This window comes from Kitasatospora sp. NPDC004272 (genome assembly GCF_053603035.1).
Genome location: NZ_JBSGET010000057.1, coordinates 1 through 18,846, shown reverse-complemented (window position 1 = coordinate 18,846; position 18,846 = coordinate 1). Strand labels below are relative to the sequence as shown.

Annotated in this window: 24 protein-coding genes and 1 pseudogene; 11 read left to right on the top strand and 14 right to left on the bottom strand. The window is 76.1% G+C overall.

Annotated features, from left to right (window positions below; genetic code table 11):
• Positions 1 to 4 precede the first annotated feature (4 nt).
• Genes ACWEO5_RS19015 through ACWEO5_RS19005 form a run of 3 tightly spaced genes read left to right on the top strand, consistent with a single transcriptional unit; the run spans position 5 to position 2,071 of the window.
• Complete coding sequence (locus ACWEO5_RS19015) at positions 5 to 775, top strand: response regulator (protein ID WP_452163458.1); 771 nt, start codon at positions 5 to 7, stop codon at positions 773 to 775.
• Positions 776 to 815: 40 nt separating this feature from the next.
• Positions 816 to 1,097: an SHOCT domain-containing protein gene (locus tag ACWEO5_RS19010; protein ID WP_452163457.1), complete on the top strand. Its 282-nt coding sequence runs from the start codon at positions 816 to 818 to the stop codon at positions 1,095 to 1,097.
• Positions 1,085 to 2,071 carry an Acg family FMN-binding oxidoreductase gene (locus tag ACWEO5_RS19005; protein ID WP_452163456.1) on the top strand — a complete coding sequence of 329 codons (987 nt, stop codon included), beginning with the start codon at positions 1,085 to 1,087 and terminating at the stop codon, positions 2,069 to 2,071. The genes ACWEO5_RS19010 and ACWEO5_RS19005 overlap by 13 nt, the downstream gene beginning before the upstream one ends.
• Before the next feature lie 22 nt (positions 2,072 to 2,093).
• On the opposite strand, the gene ACWEO5_RS19000 is transcribed toward ACWEO5_RS19005, so the two are convergent.
• Positions 2,094 to 3,812, bottom strand: a complete 1,719-nt coding sequence (locus tag ACWEO5_RS19000) for a GAF domain-containing protein (protein WP_452163455.1) — start codon at positions 3,810 to 3,812, stop codon at positions 2,094 to 2,096.
• A gap of 176 nt (positions 3,813 to 3,988) precedes the next feature.
• Between ACWEO5_RS19000 and ACWEO5_RS18995 the strand changes: the two genes are divergently transcribed.
• Both ACWEO5_RS18995 and ACWEO5_RS18990 read left to right on the top strand, forming a co-directional pair.
• Complete coding sequence (locus ACWEO5_RS18995) at positions 3,989 to 5,032, top strand: zinc-dependent alcohol dehydrogenase family protein (protein WP_452163454.1); 1,044 nt, start codon at positions 3,989 to 3,991, stop codon at positions 5,030 to 5,032.
• A gap of 18 nt (positions 5,033 to 5,050) precedes the next feature.
• Positions 5,051 to 5,734, top strand: coding sequence for a helix-turn-helix domain-containing protein (locus ACWEO5_RS18990; RefSeq protein WP_452163453.1), 684 nt, complete (start codon positions 5,051 to 5,053; stop codon positions 5,732 to 5,734).
• Between the two features lie 20 nt (positions 5,735 to 5,754).
• Here ACWEO5_RS18990 and ACWEO5_RS18985 read toward each other — a convergent pair whose 3' ends face one another.
• The gene (locus tag ACWEO5_RS18985; RefSeq protein ID WP_452163452.1) at positions 5,755 to 6,615 is read right to left on the bottom strand and encodes a universal stress protein; all 861 of its coding nucleotides are present in this window, start codon (positions 6,613 to 6,615) and stop codon (positions 5,755 to 5,757) included.
• A 184-nt stretch (positions 6,616 to 6,799) separates the two neighbouring features.
• Between ACWEO5_RS18985 and ACWEO5_RS18980 the strand changes: the two genes are divergently transcribed.
• The 3 genes from ACWEO5_RS18980 (at position 6,800) to ACWEO5_RS18970 (ending at position 9,048) form a co-directional block, all read left to right on the top strand.
• Positions 6,800 to 7,246, top strand: a complete 447-nt coding sequence (locus ACWEO5_RS18980; RefSeq protein WP_452163451.1) for a universal stress protein — start codon at positions 6,800 to 6,802, stop codon at positions 7,244 to 7,246.
• Between the two features lie 48 nt (positions 7,247 to 7,294).
• Positions 7,295 to 7,969, top strand: a complete 675-nt coding sequence (locus tag ACWEO5_RS18975) for a CBS domain-containing protein (RefSeq protein WP_452163450.1) — start codon at positions 7,295 to 7,297, stop codon at positions 7,967 to 7,969.
• 404 nt (positions 7,970 to 8,373) lie between these two features.
• Positions 8,374 to 9,048: a hemerythrin domain-containing protein gene (locus tag ACWEO5_RS18970; RefSeq protein WP_452163449.1), complete on the top strand. Its 675-nt coding sequence runs from the start codon at positions 8,374 to 8,376 to the stop codon at positions 9,046 to 9,048.
• A 935-nt stretch (positions 9,049 to 9,983) separates the two neighbouring features.
• Here the strand turns inward: ACWEO5_RS18970 and ACWEO5_RS18965 are convergent.
• The 6 genes from ACWEO5_RS18965 to ACWEO5_RS18940 all read right to left on the bottom strand — a co-directional run bounded on the left by ACWEO5_RS18965 (position 9,984) and on the right by ACWEO5_RS18940 (position 13,591).
• Positions 9,984 to 10,574, bottom strand: a complete 591-nt coding sequence (locus ACWEO5_RS18965) for a TetR/AcrR family transcriptional regulator (protein WP_452163448.1) — start codon at positions 10,572 to 10,574, stop codon at positions 9,984 to 9,986.
• A gap of 28 nt (positions 10,575 to 10,602) precedes the next feature.
• A complete protein-coding gene (locus tag ACWEO5_RS18960) occupies positions 10,603 to 11,319 on the bottom strand; it encodes an ABC transporter ATP-binding protein (protein WP_452163447.1) in 717 nt (238 codons plus the stop codon).
• Positions 11,316 to 12,437 (bottom strand): FtsX-like permease family protein, encoded by a 1,122-nt coding sequence (locus ACWEO5_RS18955; RefSeq protein WP_452163446.1) that lies wholly within the window; start codon positions 12,435 to 12,437, stop codon positions 11,316 to 11,318. The genes ACWEO5_RS18960 and ACWEO5_RS18955 overlap by 4 nt, the downstream gene beginning before the upstream one ends.
• A gap of 16 nt (positions 12,438 to 12,453) precedes the next feature.
• Positions 12,454 to 12,765: an antibiotic biosynthesis monooxygenase family protein gene (locus tag ACWEO5_RS18950; protein WP_452163445.1), complete on the bottom strand. Its 312-nt coding sequence runs from the start codon at positions 12,763 to 12,765 to the stop codon at positions 12,454 to 12,456.
• Between the two features lie 139 nt (positions 12,766 to 12,904).
• Positions 12,905 to 13,141, bottom strand: coding sequence for a DUF1918 domain-containing protein (locus tag ACWEO5_RS18945; RefSeq protein WP_452163444.1), 237 nt, complete (start codon positions 13,139 to 13,141; stop codon positions 12,905 to 12,907).
• A gap of 27 nt (positions 13,142 to 13,168) precedes the next feature.
• Entirely contained in the window at positions 13,169 to 13,591 is a 423-nt protein-coding gene (locus ACWEO5_RS18940; RefSeq protein WP_452163443.1) for a hypothetical protein, read from the bottom strand.
• A 336-nt stretch (positions 13,592 to 13,927) separates the two neighbouring features.
• Between ACWEO5_RS18940 and ACWEO5_RS18935 the strand changes: the two genes are divergently transcribed.
• Complete coding sequence (locus ACWEO5_RS18935) at positions 13,928 to 14,626, top strand: CBS domain-containing protein (protein ID WP_452163442.1); 699 nt, start codon at positions 13,928 to 13,930, stop codon at positions 14,624 to 14,626.
• Positions 14,627 to 14,677: 51 nt separating this feature from the next.
• Here the strand turns inward: ACWEO5_RS18935 and ACWEO5_RS18930 are convergent, their stop codons facing one another.
• Both ACWEO5_RS18930 and ACWEO5_RS18925 read right to left on the bottom strand, forming a co-directional pair.
• Entirely contained in the window at positions 14,678 to 15,082 is a 405-nt protein-coding gene (locus ACWEO5_RS18930; protein WP_452163441.1) for a putative PEP-binding protein, read from the bottom strand.
• 154 nt (positions 15,083 to 15,236) lie between these two features.
• Positions 15,237 to 16,055, bottom strand: a pseudogene (locus ACWEO5_RS18925) (PEP-utilizing enzyme); the annotation flags it as partial.
• An 85-nt stretch (positions 16,056 to 16,140) separates the two neighbouring features.
• Here ACWEO5_RS18925 and ACWEO5_RS18920 point away from each other — a divergent pair.
• Positions 16,141 to 16,491 carry a beta/gamma crystallin domain-containing protein gene (locus ACWEO5_RS18920; RefSeq protein ID WP_452163440.1) on the top strand — a complete coding sequence of 117 codons (351 nt, stop codon included), beginning with the start codon at positions 16,141 to 16,143 and terminating at the stop codon, positions 16,489 to 16,491.
• An 80-nt stretch (positions 16,492 to 16,571) separates the two neighbouring features.
• On the opposite strand, the gene ACWEO5_RS18915 is transcribed toward ACWEO5_RS18920, so the two are convergent.
• Positions 16,572 to 17,126, bottom strand: a complete 555-nt coding sequence (locus ACWEO5_RS18915) for an Rv1733c family protein (protein WP_452163439.1) — start codon at positions 17,124 to 17,126, stop codon at positions 16,572 to 16,574.
• Positions 17,127 to 17,198: 72 nt separating this feature from the next.
• On the opposite strand from ACWEO5_RS18915, the gene ACWEO5_RS18910 reads away from it, so the two are divergent.
• The gene (locus ACWEO5_RS18910; protein WP_452163438.1) at positions 17,199 to 17,762 is read left to right on the top strand and encodes an alcohol dehydrogenase catalytic domain-containing protein; all 564 of its coding nucleotides are present in this window, start codon (positions 17,199 to 17,201) and stop codon (positions 17,760 to 17,762) included.
• Here ACWEO5_RS18910 and ACWEO5_RS18905 read toward each other — a convergent pair.
• The 3 genes from ACWEO5_RS18905 to ACWEO5_RS18895 all read right to left on the bottom strand — a co-directional run.
• The gene (locus ACWEO5_RS18905; protein WP_452163436.1) at positions 17,679 to 18,026 is read right to left on the bottom strand and encodes a PRC-barrel domain containing protein; all 348 of its coding nucleotides are present in this window, start codon (positions 18,024 to 18,026) and stop codon (positions 17,679 to 17,681) included. The two genes, ACWEO5_RS18910 and ACWEO5_RS18905, sit on opposite strands and share 84 nt — an antisense overlap.
• A gap of 217 nt (positions 18,027 to 18,243) precedes the next feature.
• Entirely contained in the window at positions 18,244 to 18,417 is a 174-nt protein-coding gene (locus tag ACWEO5_RS18900; protein ID WP_452163435.1) for a CsbD family protein, read from the bottom strand.
• Positions 18,414 to 18,846: DUF5709 domain-containing protein (locus ACWEO5_RS18895; protein WP_452163434.1), on the bottom strand; the 433-nt coding region annotated here is incomplete at its 5' end. The genes ACWEO5_RS18895 and ACWEO5_RS18900, both read right to left, overlap by 4 nt.

Sequence of the window (18,846 nt, the reverse complement as noted above, 5' to 3'; positions counted from 1 at the left end):
CCTCATGGACGAGACCCAGTCCGGCACGGCCGGGCAGCGCGTGACGGTGTTCCTGCTCGACGACCACGAGGTGGTCCGGCGCGGGGTGCGGGACCTGCTGGAGGCGGAACCGGACGTCGAGGTGGTCGGCGAGGCGGGCAGCTGCGCGCAGGCGCTGGCCCGCGTCCCGGCGCTCCGGCCCCGGGTGGCGCTGCTGGACGTGCGGCTGCCGGACGGGGACGGGGTGACGGTCTGCCGGGAGCTGCGGGACCGGATGCCGGAGTTGGCCTGCCTGATGCTGACCTCCTTCGACGACGACGACGCCCTGCTGGACGCGATCATGGCCGGGGCCGCCGGGTACGTGCTCAAGCAGGTCAAGGGGGCCGACCTGCTCACCGCGGTGCGCACGGTGGCCGCCGGGCAGTCGATGCTCGACCCGGCCACCACCCGCAAGCTGATGGAGCGCCTGCGCCACCACGAGGAGAGCGGCGCGGAGGCGGCGCTGTCCCGGCTGACCCCGCGCGAGCGGGAGATCCTGGCGCTGATCGGCGAGGGGAGGACCAACCGCGAGATCGGGCACGAGCTGTACCTGTCGGAGAAGACCGTCAAGAACCACATCTCCCGGTTGCTCGGCAAACTGGGCGTGGAACGGCGCCTGCAGGCGGCGGTGCTGGCCGCGCACGCCGAGGACGAGCACCGCGCCGCCCGGCCGCCGCACCGGGACCCGACCGGACGGCCGGAAGGGGCCGCTCGGCCCATGCCCGGCGCGGCTCCCCCGGCGCACCGTGGACGGTGAGGGGCGCCGCCCCGGCGCCCACCGGCCCCGGGAGGCCGTGATGATGTACTGGCACGATCACGACGGGATGAACGGGTGGGGCGTCGGCCTGATGGCGCTGCTCACCCTGCTGGTGCTGGGTCTGCTGGTCGCCGCGGCGGTCGTGCTCCTGCGCTACCTGGGGCACCCCGGCAGGCAGCATCCGGCGCAGTCACGGCCGGACCCGGAACAGGTGCTCGCCGAGCGCCTGGCCCGCGGCGAGATCGACCCCGACGAGTACCGGCACCGGTTGGACGCCCTGCGCGGTGCGGGCGGCGAGGGCGGAACGGGGTGGACGCCGTGACCGCCCCGGTGCTGGACGCGCCCGCCCTGGAGACCCTGGTGTCCGCCGCGGTCGCGGCGCCGTCCCTCCACAACACCCAGCCGTGGCGCTTCCGCCTGGTGCCCGAGACCTCCGTGCTGGAGGTGCGGGCCGCCACCGAGCGCGCCCTGCCGGCCACCGATCCGCAGGGCCGGGCGCTGCACGTCTCGGTGGGCGCCGCCGTGCTCAACCTGCGCACCGCCGCCCGCCACCTCGGCTGGGCCCCCGAGGTGCGGCTGCTGCCCGACCCGGGTGAACCCGGGCTGCTGGCCGGGGTCCGGCTCGACGAGGGGGCCGGCTGCCGCCTGCCGGCCGTCGACGCGCTGTACGACGCGATCTGGCGGCGGCACTCGGCCCGTTCGCCGTTCACCGGACCGCCGGTGCCCGAGGGAGTGCTCGCCGGGTTCGCGGAGGCGGCCCGGGCGGAGGGCGCGGAGCTGCTGCTGCCCGACGGGGCGGAGACGGCGCGGCTGCTGCGGCTGACCGCCGAGGCCGAGCGCCGCAACACCGTCGACCCCGCCCAGCGGGCCGAGAGCCGCCGATGGGTCCAGGAGGCCGGTGCGCGGCCGTACGGCGTCCCCGTCTCCGCCCTGGGACCGCAGGACGCGGACGGGCGCCTGCCGATGCGGGACTTCGGCGCGCTCGCCCCGGAACGGCACCTGGCGCCGGCGCGGTTCGAGGCGCACCCGCGGATCGCCGTCCTGCTGACGCACGGGGACGGGCCGGAGGACTGGCTGCGGGCCGGCCTGGCGCTGGAGCACGTGCTGCTGGCCGCGACGGTGCACGGCGTGCGGGCCTCGCTGCTGCACCAGGCGATGGAGTGGCGGTTCCTGCGCTGGGAGGCCAGGGACGCCCGGCACGGGCCCGCGTTCGCGCAGATGCTGATCCGGTTCGGCTACGGCCCGGAGGGCGCGCCGACCCCGCGGCTGCCCGCCGCCGAGGTGATCGACGGCTGAGGTGCCGCGGGCGGTCCGGCGTTCAGTCGTCCGGCAGCGGGACCTTCCACACCAGTTCGGTGCCGCCGGCGGGCCGGGCCCGGGCCCGGAACCCGCCGCCCAGCGCGGCGGCCCGCTCGGCCAGGTTCGCCAGCCCGCTGCGCCGGCCGCCCTCGGGCAGGCCCGCGCCGTCGTCGACGACGGTGACCGTCAGGTGCTCCTCGTCCCTCTCGACCACCACCTCGACGGCGCTCGCCCCGGCGTGCTTGGCCGCGTTGGACAGCGCCTCCTGGAGGACGGCGGCGGCCTCGTCGGCGACCCGCCCGGGCACGCCGACGTCGAGCAGGCCGGTCATCCGCAGGGCGGGGGCGAAGCCCAGCACCCCGGTGGCCCGTTCGACGGCCTCGGCCACGGCGGCGCGCAGGCCGTGGGCGGCCGGTCCGGCCTCGCGCGCCCGCAGTCCGAAGATGGTGGCGCGGATGGTCCTGGCGGTCTCGTCGAGTTCGTCGATGGCCCGCAGCACCCGCTCCTCGGCCTGCGGGTGGTTGATGAAGCGGGTGGCGCCCTGCAGGGTCATGCCGACCGCGAACAGCCGCTGGATGGCGAGGTCGTGCAGGTCGCGGGCGATCCGGTCGCGTTCCTGGAGCAGGGCGACCTGCTCGGAGTCGCGGCGGCGCTCGGCCAGTTCCATGGCGAGGGCGGCCTGCCCGGCGAAACCCATGAGCGGGGTCGACTCATCGGGTTCGAAGAGCGGCGACCCGGTGGTCCTGGCCAGCATCAGCACGCCGCGCACGCCCAGGTCGGTGGTGCCGATGGGCACCGCGGCCGCGGGGCCAAGGCCCTCCCAGCGGGGCGGTCCGAAGGTGATCCGCGGATCGTGGTGGACGTCCGCACTGGTCACCAGGGTCGCGGTGCGGGCGGCCGCGCCCATGAAGGAGCCCTCCAGCGGGAGCACCAGGCCCCGGTGCTCGCGGTCGCCGTGGCCGACGGCGATCCGCACCTCCAGTTCGCCGCTCTCCGGCAGCGGCAGGGCGACCACCGCGAGGTCGGCGCGGGCGATCTCGGCGGCGCGGGCCACCAGCAGGTCGAGCACCTCCTGCTCGGCGCTGCCGGACAGCAGGCTGTTGGTGACGGCGGCCCCGGCGGCGAGCCACTGCTCGCGCAGCCGGGCCCGGGCGTACAGCCGGGCGTTCTCGATGGCCACGCCGGCCGCGACGGCGAGCGTCTCCAGCACCGACTCGTCCTCGGCGTCGAACTCCTCGGCGCCGCGCTTCTCGGTCAGGTAGAGGTTGCCGAACACCTTGCCGCGGATCCGGATCGGCACGCCGAGGAAGCTGTTCATCGGCGGGTGGTGCGGCGGGAAGCCGTAGGAGGCGGGATGGTCGGCGAGCCGGGGCAGGCGCAGCGGCTCGGGGTGGCGGATCAGCTCGCCGAGGATGCCGTGACCGGAGGGCAGCGGGCCGATCCGGCGGGCCTGTTCCTCGGAGAGGCCGACCGGGACGAACTGCGACAGCTTCCGGTCCTCGCCGATCACCCCGAGCGCCCCGTACCGGGCGTCGACCAGGGTCACCGCGGCCTCGACGATGTGCCGCAGCACCTGGGTCAGCTCCAGGTCGCGGCCGACCGCCAGGACGGCCTCCAGCAGGCTGTGCACCCGGTCGCGGGTGCCGCGCGCGGCGTCCAGGCGGCTCTGCAGCTCGTCCAGCAGGTCGTCGAGCTTGAGCTGCGGCAACGGGGTCGGGCTCTCCTCTGCGCTGCTCACCGTGATCCTCCGGGCTCGGTGACGGCGCCTTCCAGCGTAGGCGCGCCGTCCGGAGGGCGCCGTCCGATGGGGCCGGTCGGCCCCGGAGCCGACCCTGGCAGGCCCATGGCCGCCGCCCGGACGGCGGGGAGGCTGGAGGTGGGAGCACCCGCGATCGACACGAGGACGTGAGAGCGATGCTGGCACTGACCTACCACGGGCCCGGCCGCCGCACCTGGGGCGAGGTCCCGTTCCCGGTGCTCCGGGACCCGGAGGACGCGATCGTCCGGGTGGACGCCGTCACGATCTGCGGCACCGACCTGCACATCCTGAAGGGCGACGTCCCCGAGGTCACCGAGGGCCGGGTGCTGGGCCACGAGGCCGTCGGCACGGTCGTCGAGACCGGCAGCGCGGTGCGCACCGTGGCGACCGGCGACCGGGTGCTGGTGTCGTGCGTCTCGGCCTGCGGCCGCTGCGCGTACTGCCGGCGCGGCATGTACGGGCAGTGCACGGGCGGCGGCGGCTGGGTCCTCGGGCACCTGGTCGACGGCACCCAGGCCGAGTACGTGCGGACCCCCTTCGCCGACAACTCGCTGCACCGGCTGCCGGACGGCATCGCGGACGAGACCGCGCTGATGTTCGCCGACGTCCTGCCCACCGCCTTCGAGGTGGGCGTCCGCAACGGCCGGGTCGGCCCCGGCGACACCGTCGCGGTGGTCGGCGCGGGGCCGATCGGGCTGGCCGCGATCGCCACCGCCCGGCTGTACGGGCCGCGCCGGATCGTCGCCGTCGACCTGGCCGCGAACCGGCTGGAGGCCGCCGAGCGGGCCGGGGCCGACGAGGTGCTGCGCGGCGACGGCAACACCGAGGGCGCGGTGCGCGTGCTGGGCCCCGACGGGCTGGGCGTGGACGTGGCGATCGAGGCGGTCGGCGTCCCCGAGACCTTCGAACTCTGCACCCGGGTGGTGCGGCCCGGCGGGCGGGTCGCCAACGTCGGCGTGCACGGCGGGCCCGCCGTGCTGCACCTGGAGGACCTGTGGATCAAGGACGTCACCATCACCACGGGCCTGGTCGACACCGGCAGCACCCCGCTGCTGCTCGACCTGCTCGCCGCGGAACGGCTCGACGTGGACGGGCTGGTCACCCACCGGTTCGGCCTCGGCGAGATGCAGGAGGCGTACGACGTGTTCGCCGACGCCGCCGACACCGGGGCGCTCAAGGTCGCCCTGTTCCGGACCTGACCCCAGGAGGTGGGACCCGTGCTCACGCAGCCGCAGACCGATCCGGAGACCGCGGACGCGATCGCCCGCCGGATCGCCGACCGCCGGGCCGTGCTCGGCCTCGGCCCCGCCGCGCTGGCCCGCGAGGCCGGCATGTCACGCCCGTACCTGGAGTTCCTGATCACGGCCGGACCCGGCTTCGACCCCAACGGCTTCCTGCGGATCGCCGCCGCCCTCGGCCTGACCTACCGCGAACTCGTCGACGGCCGCTCCGACCGGCCCCCGGGGCAGGGCTCCCCCGCGCCCCGGCCGGTGCTGGTGCGCCTCACCGAGGAGGAGTGCTGGGAGAAGGTCGACGCCCGGGGCGTCGGCCGGATCGCCCTGCCCGGCGACCCGGAGCCCGCCGTCTTCCCGGTGAACTACACCGTCGACCGCGGCAGTGTCGTCTACCGCACCCACGAGCACGGCGCCGCCGCCGCCGCGCCCGGCACCGCCGTGTCCTTCGAGGTCGACCGGATCGACGACCACCGCCACACCGGCTGGAGCGTGCTGGTCACCGGCACCGCCGAACGGATCGAGGACCACGGGACGCTCCAACGGCTGATGCGCGACCTCGCCGTCCAGCCCTGGGCGGGCGGGCCGCGCACGCTCTGGATCCGGATCCGGCCGACGTCCGTCAGCGGGCGCCGGATCACCAGCACGCCGTCCGGCGAGGAGGACTGACCCGCGCCGGGGCGCGGCGGTCAGCCGTGCGGGACGACGGCGACCGGGGCCGTGCAGTGGTGCACCGCCGCGTGCGCGACCGTGCCGAGCCGGGTACCGAGGCGGTGCTCGCGGCGGCCGACCACGACCAGGTCGGCGCGGGCGGACGCGGCGACCAGCGCGTTCGCGGCGCCCCCGGTCCTGGTCTCGATCACGGCTTCGACGCCGGGGTGCGCCGAGCGGACGGGTTCGAGCACCTCGGCCAGTTCGTCCCGGATCTCGGCGCCCCGGAGTTCGACGTCCTCCCGGGGCGGCATCCAGCCCGCCGCCGTCCAGAACGGGACGGCCTCCCAGCCGTGCACCGCCCGCACCCGCGCGCCCCGGAGCTCCGCCTCGGCGAACGCGAACTCCAGCACCGCCGCCGAGGGCCCGCCCGCCACCCCGACCACGATCTCGGGGCGGTCGGCACCCTCGGCGCCCTCGGCGGAGGCGCCCTCGCGGACCAGCACCACCGGAGTGGCGCTGCGGGCGGCGACGGCCAGCCCGACCGAGCCCACCAGCAGCCCGGCGAAACCGCCGAGGCCGCGCGAGCCCAGCACCACGAGCCCGTGGTCGGCGGCGCGGGCGAGCAGGGCGTCGGCGGGGTCGTCGGCCACCGCCTCGGTGACCACCTCCAGCCCCGGATGGACGCCGCGCAGCCGGTCGGCGGTCCCGTCCAGCTCCCGCAGGGCGCCCCGGCGGGGAGCCGCCGCGGGCCCGTCGCCGTCGGCCGAGCCGAGCCAGGGCCAGGCGTGCACGACGCGCAGTGGCACGCCCCGCCGGGCCGCCTCGGCGGCGGCCCAGTCGACCGCGGCCCCGGAGCGCGCCGATCCGTCGAACCCGGTCACGATTCCGTCCGCCATGGCCGTTCCCTTCCGTTCGGCGGTGACCCGGTGTCCCGCCCGCGGTGTCATGCTGCCGCTCCCGCCGGCCGCCCCGGCAGGGCCCGATGGTCCCCCGGGTCGGCCCCAGCGGCCCTACGCCGCCGGGCGCCGCGGGGAGGAGGGTGAGGGCACCACCGGAACACGGAAGCAGGGGAGGAAGGCCATGCGGGAACAGGACGCGGCACCGCGGAGGATCGTGGTCGGGGTGGACGGGTCCTCGTCCTCCGTGGCCGCGCTGCGCTGGGCGGTCGGTCAGGCGCGCGCGGTCGGGGCGGAGGTCGAGGCGGTGACCGCCTGGCTGCACCCGTCCGCCCCGGGCTGGAGCGGGCACCTCGACGACGGGGAGTTCGGGGCCGGCATCGCGCGCAAGGTCCTCGACAACGCGGTCGCCGAGGTGTCCGACCACGGGCGCCCGGTGCGGACCACCACCCGGGTCGTCAAGGGCGGCGCGGTCGCGGCCCTGCTGGCCGCGGCGCGCGGCGCCGAACTGCTGGTGGTCGGGAGCCGCGGCCACGGCGGCTTCACCGGGGCGCTGCTGGGCTCGGTCGGCCAGCACTGCGTCCAGCACGCGCCCTGCCCGGTCGTCGTGGTCCGCCACGACGCGCCGTGAGCCGCGACCGTACACGGACAGCGACAGCGACAGACAAGGGGAGCGACGATGCGACACCGAACCGTGGGACAACTGATGACCCGTCCGGTGGTGAGCGTGCGACCCGGCACCGGGTTCAAGGAGATCGCCCGGCTGCTGGCCGAGCACGACATCACGGCGGTACCCGTGCTGGACGCCGAGGACCGGCCCGTCGGGATCGTCTCCGAGGCGGACCTGCTGCTCGGCGAGTGCGCCCGGGAGGACCCGTCCGGGCTGCTGCTCACCCCCGGCCTGCCCCCCGAGCAGGCCGCCCGCAGCCGGGCCACCACCGCGGGCGAGCTGATGAGCCGTCCGGCGCTGTGCTGCCGTCCCGAGTGGACGGCCGTCGAGGCTGCCCGCCGGATGCAGCACGCGCACCTCAAGCGGCTGCCCGTCGTCGACGAGGCCGGCCGGCTGATCGGCATCGTCAGCCGCGGCGACCTGCTGCGGGTCTTCCTGCGGCAGGACCGGGCGATCCGCGAGGAGATCCGCCACGACGTCCTCGACGAGACGATGGGCCTGTCCCCGGACGCCCTCGGCGTCACGGTCGAGGAGGGCCGGGTCACCCTGACCGGCACGGTGGAGCGGCGCAGCCTCGCCGACGTGCTGGAACGCCTGTGCCGCAGCGTGGACGGCGTCGTGGACGTCACCGTGCTGCTCGACCACCGCACCGACGACACCCTCCGCCCGGCTGCGGGGCGCTGAACCGCCGCCCCGGCTCAGCGCCGCGGCCGCCCGGACCCGGCGGCGATCCGCGCCGCCCGTTCGACCCGTACCTGCGCCGGCTGCGCCGCCGTCCGCTGCCCGGTAAGGGGCGGTGAGGGGCGGGGCGGTACGGCGCCGGTGCCCGTGGCCCGGGCGCTCGCCGCAGCCGTGACCGGCCTCCCGTGACCGGCTCCGCGCGAGCCGGTGCGCGAACCGCCCGCGCGGACCCGCCGACCGGTCCGCCCCGGCCCGCCCGCCCGACCCACGGCGGGCACCCGCGCCGGACAGGCCCCCTCCGTGAACGATCCGACGGGCGGGCCGGCGGCCGTCACGTCGGACCCCACCGGCGTACTAGGCTGCGGCGCTCCGGAACGATCACCGTTCCCCCGCAGGAGTGGAGCCCGATGCCCGCCACCGCCGCCCCGGCCACCGCCGACGAGCGTCTCGACCCGCAGGAGATGGTCGTCCTGCACCGCGTCTTCCGCCGCGAAGTACCGCTCCTGGCCGGCCTGGTGGAGGCCGCCGCCCCGGGCGACCGGCGGCGCACCGCCGTGCTTGCCGACCACCTCGACCTGGTCCTCGGCGCCCTGGGCGAGCACCACGAGGGCGAGGACGACCTGCTCTGGCCCAAGCTGCGGGAACGGGCCGCCCCCGGCTCGGACGTGGTCGCGCGGATGGCCGAGCAGCACCAGGACGTCGCCGGCGCGCTCGCCGCGGCCACCGAACTGACCCACCACTGGCGCGCCCGGGCCGACCGCGACACCGCGCTGCGGCTCGCCGAGGCCCTGCGCGTGCTCGACCGGCACGCCGTCACCCACATGGACGACGAGGAGGCGCACCTGCTGCCGCTGATGGCCGATCACATCACGCCCCGCGAGTGGTCCGAGGTCGGGGACCGCGGGCGCCGCAGCGTGCCCAGGACCAGGCTCCTGGTCTTCCTCGGCGCGATCTTGGAGGACGCGACCGAGCAGGAACGGCGACTGTTCCTCGGCCAGATGCCCGCCCCCGCCCGGCTCCTGTGGCGCACCCTCGGCACCCGCCTCTACCGGCGCACCACCGCCCGCGTCCGCCGGGCGTAGCCGCTCACCCGCCCGGGGGGGCGGGCGCTACGCCCTGCGGTGCCGTGCCGGCGTCACCGCGTCCAGCGGGTCTCGACGCCGCCGCAGGCGTGGGCGGTGGAGGAGGAGGCGCGGTAGGTGCGGGTGGCCGGCCAGGGGCTGAGGACCGTGCGGCCGGGGTCGGTGAAGCCGGTGCCGGCGGAGCCGGGGTCGGTGAAGAGTCGGAGTTCGTCGGGCGGGTCCGCGCGGAGCAGGCCGGAGGCGAGGCCCGCGCCGCCGAAGCAGACCAGGTCGCCGTCGGCCGCCGCCTTCGCCCGGGTGACCAGGTCGGCCAGGTCCCGTTGAGGACGGTGGTGCGGGGCCGGTCGCGCTCCGGCCGTCCTTCGCGGCTCGCCACGAAGACGGGCAGGGAGCCGATGGCGCGGGCGAACTCCCGGTCGGGGTCGCCGGGGTGCTGTTCGGCCGTCCGGGCCCAGTGTGCCAGGTGACCGTCGTCCGCCATGGGGCGGCTCAGCAGCAGTCCGGCGGCCCCGGCGAGCAGTTGGTGGAAGGAGGCGCGCAGGTCCGCGCTCCAGGGCCGGTCGGGGTCGGGCGACCGGCCGTGGCCGGCTTCGAGGGCTTCGACGCTGGTAGCGGGCCGGTCGCGTTCGGCCGTGCTCAGGGCGCGAGCGGCGAGGAGCGTGCCGCGGCGGAACGGGTCGGGGGAGGAGGCCGAGGCGGGCGGCGAGGGTGGAGAACCGCATCCGGCGCCGATCTCGGCATCGGTGGGCCCGGCGGGGCGCCGGAGGAGTTGGGCGGCGCCCGGGTACGGCGAGTTGCCGTCCGGCGTGACCGGGTCGCTCACCAGCACGTCCCGGGCCCCGGCGCCCGCGGGCGGCGGCGGTCGACGGGCAGCCGGGCTCGGACGCGCCGGAGCCACGGGACGGACACCGCCGGCCGGGCGGCGGGCTCCACTCCTAGCCGGTCGGCGGGGTCAGGCCGTGGCGCAGGAGGGCGAGGGCGCGGTCGGCGACGCGGTCGGGGTCGGCGCCCTGCTCGACGGCGGTCATGGCGGCCTGGACGGTGCCGCCGACGAGTCGGGCGGTCAGGTCGGGGGTGTCGGCTCCGCCGGTCAGGGCGGTGATCGCGGCCTGGAGGGGGGCGTAGTGCCGGTGGTGGAGTTCGTGGACGCGGGCCAGGCACTCGGGCGGGAGGTCGGCCTGCAGGAGGGCCCTGGCCGGGCGGTGGGCGCCGCGGGCGGCGAGGAGGAGTTCGGTGCGGACGAAGGCGTCGAGCCGGGCGGCGGGGTCGTGGACGTCGGCGAGGGCCCGGGCGGTGGCGGTGTCGGCGGCGGTGAACGCCTCTTCGACGATCGCGGCGAGCAGGGCGGCGGCGGAGGGGAAGTACTGGTAGAAGCTGGAGCGGGCGAGCCCGGCGCGGGCGCCGACCGCGGCCGGGGTGACGGCGGCGGCGCCCTGTTCGACGAGGACGTCGACGGCGGCCCGGATCAGCGCGGCGCGTTGCTGGGCACGGTGCTCGGCGACGGTGGCGGCGTTGATCTTCGGCATGCGGCGGGGGCGCCTTTCGTGGGCTCGGTCAGCTCAGGCGGCCGTCCCGCAGGGTCAGGACGCGGTCGGCCGCGTCCAGTATCTCGTGGTCGTGGGTGACCATGACGGTGGCGGTGCGGTGGGCGCGGGTCCGCTCGGCGAGCAGGTCGACGATGTCGCGGGCGCGGGCGCGGTCCAGGGCGGAGGTGGGCTCGTCGACGAGCAGGACCTCGGGGGCGAGGACCAGGGCCCGGGCGATGCCGACGCGCTGGCGCTCGCCGCCGGAGAGGCGGTCGGGGCGGTGGTCGGCGCGGGCTGCCATGCCGACGGCTTCGAGGAGTTCGTCGGCGCGCTGCCGGGTCTCGCGGTCGAGGCGTCCGGCGACGTGGGCGGTGAGCAGGAGCTGTTCGCGGGCGGTGAGGGAGGCGAAGAGGTTGGCGTGCTGGAAGACGTAGCCGATGTGGCGGCGGCGGTGGGCGGTGCGCTGGTGCTCCTTGAGGGTGGTCAGGTCGACTCCGGCGATGTGGACGGTGCCGGCGGTGGGGGTCTGCAGGCCGCCGGCCACCGCGAGGAGGCTGGACTTGCCCGAGCCGGAGGGGCCGGTGACGGCGACGAGCTGCCCGGGGGCGACGGCCAGGTCGACGGCGTCGAGGGCGGTGACCTGCTGCCGGTCGCTGCCCAGGCGCAGGGTGACGCCGGTCAGGCGCAGCGTGGCGGCTTCGGCGGGGGCGCCGGCGGCGCCGCGGGTGGGTGCGGGGTGGGTCATCGGTTGGCTCCGAGTGCGCTGAGGGCCTGGACCTTGGTGATGCGGCGGATGGCGGCCGCGGCGCCCGCGAGTCCCAGCACGATGAGCAGCAGGGCGGCGAGGGTGACCTGGTCGGCCTGGAGGGAGAAGGGGGCGGAGCCGTTCATCGCGCCGCCGAGGGCCAGGCCGACGGCGGTTCCGGCGGCGGTGGCGGCGAGCAGGACGGCGGCGGCCTGGGTGAGGGCGTCGCGCAGGATGTAGCGGGTGGAGGCGCCGATCGCCTTGAGCAGGGCGATCTCGTGGCGGCGCTGGATGGTCCAGACGGTGAAGAACGAGCCGACGACGAGGGCGGAGATGGCGTAGAGGAAGGCGCGGATGAGGGTCATGGTGCTGGATTCGGCGGTGTAGCCGGGCGAGGCGCCGTAGCTGCCGGCCTTGTCGACGGCCCGGGTGCCCAGGGCCTGGTCGGCGGCGGCGGTGTCGGCGTGGGGGGCGAGTTGCAGGGCGACGGCGGTGGCCTGGTGGGCGGCGGCGTCGGGCAGCGGGCCGGGCAGGCCGTAGTGGAGCTGCTGCCACAGCGGCAGGGGTGCGTAGACGACGCCGACGTGACCGAAGGAGGCGTGGCCGAGCGTGCCGGTGACGGTCAGTTCGGTTCCGGCCTGGCCGGCGGTGAGGCGGTCGCCGATCTTGACGCCCTCCTCGATGATCTCCGCGCTGACCAGGACGCCGTTCGGGGCGGCGTCGGCCAGTGGCTTCCCGGACAGCGGCGCGGGGGCGAGGAAACCGCCGGGCTCGACGCCGAGGACGGCCAGGTCGAGCTGCTTGCCGCCGGGGCCGCCGAGCTGGGCGTGCACGAGCTGCTGGCCGAGCGGCTCGGCCTTGCAGACGCCGGGCCGGTCGGCCCAGCGGGCGGCGGTGTCGGTGGTGACGGTGGAGCGGGAGAACAGCTCGCCGGTGGCGGAGCGGTCGAAGGCGAGGTGGGTGACGGGCAGGGCGCGCAGCGCGGAGACGCCGGAGTCGGCGAGGCCGCTGGCCAGCCCGGACAGGATGACGCCGAGGACGGCGATCATGCCGACCACGGCGCCGATCAGGGCGAACCGCCCGCGGGCGAAGCGCAGGTCACGGAGGGCGAGGAACACGGCAGGACCCTTCGCTTCAGGCGCCGACGGGGGCGACGGTCTCGAACGTCTCCACGCCGCCGCCCGCCCCGTCGGCGGACGCCCCGCCCTCGGACGGCCCGTGCGCGGCCCGGAAGGACTCCGAGCGCGTCCAGGCCGCGAACGCCGCCTCGTCCGCGAAGTCCGTCACCGCCACGTAGACCCCGCCCTCCTGCTGCGGACGCGGCAGCCGCGCCCCCAGCAGTCCGTCCACCCCGGGCAGCGTCGCGCGCATGCTCGCGGCGAACCGCTCCTCGAACGCCTCCGCATCGACTGCGGGGACCGCCATCCGGTTCATCACCGTGTACATCCGAATTCCACCTGTTCCAAGGCGCGGGAAGGCATCGACAGGGTTTACCGACACCAGTGTCAGCATCCTAGCCCAGGTTCCCGACACTCCTGTCGATAAAATTGGGCTCGTCGGCACCTGCCCGCCCCCGGCCCGACCGTCAGTCCGCGAACAGGTGCGGACGGGACGGCGGTTCGGGGTGGGCGTAGTGGTGGATCCGGGCGTCCGGGCCGGGGAAGTACTCCGAGACCCGGCCGGTGTCCGACCAGCGCACGTCGTACGGCGGGCTTCCGTCGGCGTGGTGCAGGGCGACGACCTCGCCGTCGCGGCGGGCGGCGCCGGGGCGGGTGGCCTCCACGATGATGCGGTCACCGACCGCGGCCCTCACGGTGCTCATGGCATTCCTCCTCTTTCGATCGGTCCGTCAGCGGACCAGGTCGCGGGCGCGGGTGCCCTCGACCGCGCAGCCGACGATGACGACGGTGTTGCGGGGGTCGGGCAGCAGGTGGCGCAGGTGGTGGACGACCCGGCCGCCGGTGGCCATGCCGGAGGCGGAGACCAGGGCCGCGGGGCCCGGGCCGTGCTCCAGTGCCAGGGTCTCCTGGAGGGAACGGACCGGGTGGAAGGGCTCCGGGCCGATCGCCGCCCCGCCCCGTTCCAGGACCTCGGGGCGCAGCTCGGGGGCCTTGTCGGCGAAGGCGTCGCGGTGGATCCGCAGGGTGGCGAGCGCCATCGGGCTGTCCACCTGGACCGGGACGCCGGCCGGGAGGCGGCCGGTGCGGCGCAGTTCGGCGAGCTGGTGCAGGACGACCTCGGTGCGGTCGACGGCGAAGGAGGGGATGACCACGGTGCCGCCGCGGGCGAGCGTCCGCTCCAGGGCGGCGGCGAACCAGGCACGGGCCGCGGTCGATCATGACGCGGGCGTGGTCGGTCTCGACCAGGAACTTGCTGCCGGTGACGGTGCCGACGCCGCCGAGGAAGGTGAGCAGTCCCGGGCGGGGCGTCGGGGCGGGCTGGTTCTCCATGGCGGCCTCCTGGGGGCTCGCTTCCAGCTTCCGTTGCCCGCCGGGCCGCCCGCGTGGGCCGCCGGGGCCCGGTACGGGGTCCGGTCGGCCCTGTCGGGCCGGTGGCGCGCGGGCCGATGGTGGAGGTGGCGGAACCGAGCGTCCGAGGAGTGAGGACCATGCAGCACCGGAGCGTCCGCGAACTGATGACCCGCGAGGTGGTGACGGCCCGGCCGGACACCCCCTTCAAGGAGGTCGCCGCACTGTTCCACCGCAACGACGTCACCGCCGTGCCGGTGGTCGACGACCAGGACCGGCCCGTCGGCGTGGTCTCCGAGGCGGACCTGCTCCGCAAGGAGGCCGTCCTGCCCGACCCGGAGGACCGGCACCCGGGCCGCTGGCTGCGGCCCACCGAGCAGGCCCGCGCCGAGGCGGAGACCGCGGGCGGGCTGATGACCAGCCCCGTGGTGACCGCCCGTGCGTCCTGGAACGTCGGCGAGGCCGCCCGCCAGATGGACCGCCACCGGGTCAAGCGGCTGCCGGTGGTGGACGAGGCCGGCCGCCTGATCGGCATCGTCAGCCGGGCCGACCTGCTACAGGTGTTCCTGCGGCACGACGGCGCGATCCGCGAGGAGATCCTCCACGAGGTCCTCGGCCGCGCCCTGTGGCTGCCCCCGGAGGCCGTCTCCGTCGCCGTGCACGACGGCGTGGTCACCCTCACCGGCCGGCTCCCCCGCCGCAGCCTCGTCCCGCTCGCCGAGCGCCTGTGCCGCGCGGTGGACGGCGTGGTGGCCGTCCACCAGGCGCTCGACTGGACCGAGGACGACGCGGACACCTCGTTCGAGCATCCCCGGGCCTACCGGGCGGGCGGGCGCTGAACGGCCGGGGCCCGGGCCGGCGGACGGTTCGCCAACCCGGGCCCCGGTGCGTCAGCCTTCGTTCTCCGCCTCGGCGGCGCACTGCTTGACGGCGGCGAAGCCGTCCGGCGCCACGGAGACCGAGTCGATGCCGCAGCGCACCAGGAAGCGGGTGAACTCCGGTTCGTTGCTCGGGCGTTGGCCGCACAGGCCGACGGGGCGGCCGGCCGCGTGGGCGGCGGTGACCAGGTGTTCGATCGATCGGGTGACGGCGGGGTCGCTCTCGTCGAAGAGGTGGGAGAGCAGGTCGGAGTCCCGGTCGACGCCGAGGGTGAGCTGGGTGAGGTCGTTGCTGCCGATGGAGAAGCCGTCGAAGCGGGCGGCGAACTCCTCGGCGAGCACCCGGTCGGCCTCGCCCGGGGTGGGGCAGAACGGGATCATCACCACGAGGTTGGTCAGGCCGGTCTCCTCGCGCACCCGACGCAGCGCCCGGCACTCCAGCGCGAAGCCCTCCCGGTAGCGGTCGTCGTAGTAGCGGCTGGAACGGGCGGCCGCCGAGCAGGCGGGCGTACTCGTTGCTCTTGAAGTCGCTGGTGCGGACGACCACCGGGTCGGGCCACCGGGAGGCGGCGAGCTGGGCGACGCCCTGGGCGAGCCGGTCGACGAAGTACTCGGTGACGAAGTACTCGGTGCGGTCGGGGTACCCGTCGGTGAGGGCGTCGACGGCCCGCCGGTCCTCGGCGTCCAGGCGCTCCGGGCGGACCAGGGCCATCGGGTGGACCCGCACCTGGTGGACAACGACGAACTCCGTGCGGGCCAGGCCGACCCCGTCGGCGGGCAGCCGCCACCAGCGCAGGGCGGCGGCCGGGTCGGCGAGGTTCAGCATGACGCGGGTGCGGGTGGTCGGGAGCGCGGAGAGGTCGGTCTCGGTCTCCTCCCAGTCGACCCGCCCGGCGTAGACCCGGCCCTGTTCCCCCTCGGCGCAGGAGACGGTGACCTCCTGCCCGTCGGCGAGGACCGCGGTGGCCCGGCCGGTGCCGACCAGGGCGGGGACGCCGAGTTCGCGGCTGACGATCGCCGCGTGCGAGGTGCGTCCGCCGTGGTCGGTGACGATCGCCGCCGCCCGCTTCGGTCGTGGAGCGAACCGGGGGATGGTGTCCTGCCACCGGACCGCCGGCACGGCCGGCACCCCGGCCCAGCCGACCAGCAGCGCCGCGGCGGACCACCACGGGCCCGCCGCCACGGGCGGGCACGGAGAGTCGACGGCCCCGCGGCGGGCGCGGTGCGCAGGGGGTGCGCTCGTGCTGGACCCGGGCTCCCCTCGCCGTGCGGGGTCCTTCCGCCCCCGCTGTCCCCGCCCGCGCACAACACGCCGGTTGCACGGGGTGGCGCCGACGGCCGGGGAAGCCGCCCGACCACGGCCGGGGCTGGGCCGACTTCCGGGCCGCATCACCCTCCGCACTCGCACGGGCACTCCTTGTTAGTATCCGTACGGTCCGATACGAGCCCCACCCGCACCCCAGGGAGTCCGCGTCATGCTGAAGCGACGGATCGCCGTGGCCGCCGGAACCGCCGTGCTGGCCCTGACCGCCGGCGCCGTGCCCGCCCACGCCACCAACGAGGTCAACTTCGCCGAATGCCTGTTCGTCGGCGACTACTTCACCATCGGCGTCACCAACGACAACGGCACCGGCTTCCGGCGGTGCTTCGCGAACGCCGGCGACATCTGGATCGACCAGTCGTCGGTGACGAGCTTCAGCAGCGGCAACAACGCCGGCTACTTCGAGTACGAGCCCGGCGACGGCTCCCTGTACCGCCACACCTTCGGCAAGAACGAGGCCCTCACCAAGAACTACGGCACCGTCACGACGCTCCACATCAACTGACCCCCTCCCGGGCGGAGTCCGCGGATGACGCGTCCGGTTCGCCGCCCGCCGGACCGGCGACGGAGGCGTCGGCGGGCGCGTCAGCTCGGCTGGCGGCGGGTCCAGCGGGGTTCGACCTGCTGCCACTCGGCGTCCCAGCGGGCGTAGCGGCGCCGGTCGAGGACGCACAGCGTGCCCTTCCAGGCGAGCACGCTGACCAGGGGCAGCGCGGTGGCGGTGACCAGGGCCGCGGTCCACCCCGCCGCCGCGGCCTGGCCGGCGGTGGCGGGCGCGTGGACGACCGTGCCGTCCGCGTCCAGCCAGATCCGCACCGGGACGCCGACGCCCTGGCCGGATTCCACCTCGACGACGGCCCGGTGGACGGTGCCGCCGGCGGTCCAGGTGACGGCGGCCGGCACGGTGCGGGTGGCGAGTCCGGCCGGTACGTCCTCGGCGAGCCGTGCCGTCACCGGGTGCCGGGCGGCGGCCTGGACCTGTGCCGCCCGGGCCTGGGAGTGGTAGGACGCCAGGCCGGCGGCGACGGCCGCCGGGAGGCCGGCGAGGGCGAGCACCAGCAGGAGCCGGGACACCCACCACTGGACGCGGTCGCTGCTCCGCCTGAGCGGGTTGCTCCGCTGCCTCGGTCGCGTCCGCACGACGTCCGCCTCCTCAACCGGCCGGGCTCCCCCGTGTCCCCTCCAGCCTCCCTGGGAGCGGCCCGGTACCGCATGGGTCCGAACGGCCCTTTCCACCCGACAACGGACCCGGGTGACAGCCCGGCTCGGCACCGGGCGGGTACGGGAGCCCGCTGGAGGGGAGCCGCGCACGGACCGACCCGCCCGTGCGGACAGCTGCGGGAGAACGGAGTGGACGATGGAGAACGCGCGACCGCCCTCCGCGGAGAACCGGGCTTGGGTGGTGGCCCGCCCCGGACCGGTGGGGGCGACCGGTGCCGGCCGCTCGTCCTGGAGCGCCGGCCGCCGCCCGTCCCGGTGCGGGCGAGATCCTGGTGTGAGGTGGAGGTGGAGGCGTGCGGCGTGTGCCGCACCGATCTGCACCTCGCCGAGGGGGACCTCCCGCCGCGGCTGCCGCGGTGCACGCCGGGCCACGAAGTGGTGGGCCGACGGGCGCGCGTTCCCGGCCGAGGCCGCCCGGGCCCGGCCGGGTGCGGCGCGGGACGGCCCGCCCGCGCCGCACCCGGCCGGGGTTCAGGCGGTCCCCAGGTAGTAGGCACCGAGGGCTTGGTGGTAGTCGGAACCGTCACCGTGGACGTCGGGGTCGAACTCGGGTGAGTTGCGGACGTCCTCCATGGTGCGGTCCAGCCACACGGACCTGTCGTCGTGGTCGATCCGGTTGATGGTGCCCGCGGGGACGACCACGGTGCGGCCGAAGATCCACGGACCGGTGTCGACCACGAGATGGGCCCGCCCGACCTCCTCGCTGTGCTTGTCGACCTTGCCGATGCGGCCGTCCGCGGCCTCCACCCGGTACCCCGTCAGGTCGTCGCCCGCGTTGTACCCCTCGGCACTCTCGTAGTCCCAGATGCCCCTGGCCACAGCTGCCTCCCTTGTCATCGATGCACGGCTTCCACTGCCCTGCCGCCCTCGCGTTCCGCCGGCCGCCCGCCCCCGCCGCGGGACCACCGGCGGGTGCGCGGTGGACGGCCGGAGCGGGCGCCGGAGGGAAGGACGGCGACAGGCACCCTCCCGACGCGGACGTGCGTGGGTCCGCCCGACGGCCGGGCGGACCCACACGCGAACTGCTCGGTGACGTCTAGCTCTTGAAGGCGTCCTTGACGTGCTCGCCGGCCTGCTTGAGGTCGCCCTTGGCCTGGTCGGCCCTGCCCTCGGCTTCGAGGCGCTCGTTGCCGACGGCCTTGCCGGCGGTCTCCTTGACGGTGCCCTTGAGCTTGTCACCGGTGTTGTGGATCTTGTCGCCCGTGCTCATCGCGTCCTCCTCGAACCGTCTGCGCCGCTCGCGCCCTTTCGCTGACGGGCTCCGCCTACCCCGGTGAACTGGGGAGATTCGTAGGAATATTCACCGCGGCCCGGGGCATCCGGCGATGCCACGATCCTGCTCCCCCTCCCGGAGCGGGTCCGGGTGTCCGCCGACCCGCGATCCCGGCCGACCGACGGGGTGGGGTCGTCCGAACGGCCCCTCGGGCCAAGCACGACCGGGACGCCCGTCACCGCTTCGGCCCCTTCCCGGTCGGTTTCCCGCCCTTCTCCGCCTTCCCCGCCTTGTCCCCCTTCTTCACGTCGTCGGCGCGGCGTGCTTCCGTCGGGTCGGCCCGCGGGCCGGGCCCGAGGGTACACCAGGTGCACGGCGGCTTCTTCCGCGGTCGCGGCGCCGGCATCCGGTCCGACGTCGGTGCCC